The organism is Microvirga sp. P4_G7, assembly GCF_056401005.1.
This window is the reverse complement of record NZ_JBFUKD010000841.1, coordinates 1-1,386: the sequence shown is the minus strand read 5'-3', so window position 1 is coordinate 1,386 and position 1,386 is coordinate 1. Positions and strand designations below refer to the sequence as shown.

Genomic DNA, 1,386 nt, shown 5'->3' with positions numbered 1-1,386 from the left:
TCGCTCGGCCGCCCGTCATACCGAACTCGACTAGCGGGCGAGCCCGCGCATCGGCATTGCAGATCCCCCGAACGTATCGTTGCGGACTGCAGGCATCACGTTCGCTTGCGAAGTGACGTAGTTGGGCGGTCGCGCGTCCACACTCGGATTGGATTGACAGCTCGCCAGGATGAAAGTTGCGGCGATTGCCAGGAACAACATCTTCATTCGAACCCCCTGGACCGTGGCAGGTTGGGGTTCGCGGCGCCTGCCGACGGCTGAGAGAGACATTACGCTTCGACTGTCTGGGTTGCAAATCATCACGATGAGCCGACAGATCAATGTCGAGTGCCGTGCCGTAATAGGCACCCGCACGATTTATGGCTTGCAGAGCTATGCCTCATTGGCTATGGATTGAATACATAGCCAGACAGGTATGCGTGATGGTTGAGGCTCAGAACTTGTTGTTTCGAGCACTTGCCGATCCAACCCGACGAGCGATTTTCGAACGGCTTTGTCGCGAAGGCGAGAAAACCGTCGGCGTTCTGACCGTTGGTGCAGGAGTTTCACAACCGGTCGTGTCAAGGCACCTCGCTGCTCTCAAGAAAGCAGGCCTGGTCCATGACCGCCAACAAGGACGCCAAGCCTATTACAGCGCCCAACCCGGCGCTCTCGCTCCGCTCATCGGCTGGACGAGCCGAATGGCCGGCTTCTGGGAGAACAAGTTCGATGAGCTCGAAGATTTGCTGAGAAGGATGGACCAATGAACCACACATCGGCCCAAATGCTTTCCGTCGCTGTCGAGCGGGAACTGCCCTTTCCGCCGGAGAAGATCTGGCGGGCACTGACGCAACCGCATCTGATCGCGGAATGGCTCATGAAAAATGACTTCAAACCCGTCCTGAACCAGCGTTTCAAATTGAGCGCCGACTGGGGCTCCGTCGATTGCAAAGTCCTTGAGATCGAGCCGATCAAGTCCCTGTCCTATACGTGGAGCGCCTACGGCCTGGAAAGCGTTGTTACCTGGACCCTTACGCCAACCAGCTCCGGCACGCACCTGCGGATGGAACAGTCGGGCTTCGGGCCAGACCAGCAGCAGGCATACGAAGGTGCCAAGCATGGCTGGCAACACTTCTTCGATAACCTCGAACAAGTCTTGGCGCGCCATGAGTGATCTGCATCGACGCGGCACACCCAATTTCAAGCCTCATTTAAGGAGACGTTGGTCATGAATGCATGGATTCGACAATTCCATCGCTGGCTCTCTATCGCGTTCACGATCACTGTGATCGCCAATTTCGCCGTCAGGGCGTTCGAGGAGGCACCGGACTGGATTACCTATTCTCCACTCCTTCCGCTCTTCCTTCTATTATTCAGTGGCCTCTACCTATTCATGCTGCCTTATGT

Annotated in this window: 4 protein-coding genes; 3 read left to right on the top strand and 1 reads right to left on the bottom strand. The window is 56.6% G+C overall.

All coding sequences use genetic code 11. The annotated features are described in order from the left end of the window. Nucleotides 1–30: 30 nt before the first annotated feature. Nucleotides 31–207 (bottom strand): hypothetical protein, encoded by a 177-nt coding sequence (locus tag AC1DT3_RS21225; protein ID WP_477467167.1) that lies wholly within the window; start codon nt 205–207, stop codon nt 31–33. Between the two features lie 215 nt (nt 208–422). On the opposite strand from AC1DT3_RS21225, the gene AC1DT3_RS21220 reads away from it, so the two are divergent. The 3 genes from AC1DT3_RS21220 to AC1DT3_RS21210 form a co-directional block, all read left to right on the top strand. Then, nucleotides 423–746 (top strand): ArsR/SmtB family transcription factor, encoded by a 324-nt coding sequence (locus AC1DT3_RS21220; RefSeq protein WP_477467166.1) that lies wholly within the window; start codon nt 423–425, stop codon nt 744–746. Beyond that, a complete protein-coding gene (locus AC1DT3_RS21215) occupies nt 743–1,153 on the top strand; it encodes an SRPBCC family protein (RefSeq protein WP_477467165.1) in 411 nt (136 codons plus the stop codon). The genes AC1DT3_RS21220 and AC1DT3_RS21215 overlap by 4 nt, the downstream gene beginning before the upstream one ends. 48 nt (nt 1,154–1,201) lie before the next feature. After that, a partial coding sequence (locus AC1DT3_RS21210) for a hypothetical protein (protein ID WP_477467164.1) occupies nt 1,202–1,386 on the top strand: 185 nt, incomplete at its 3' end.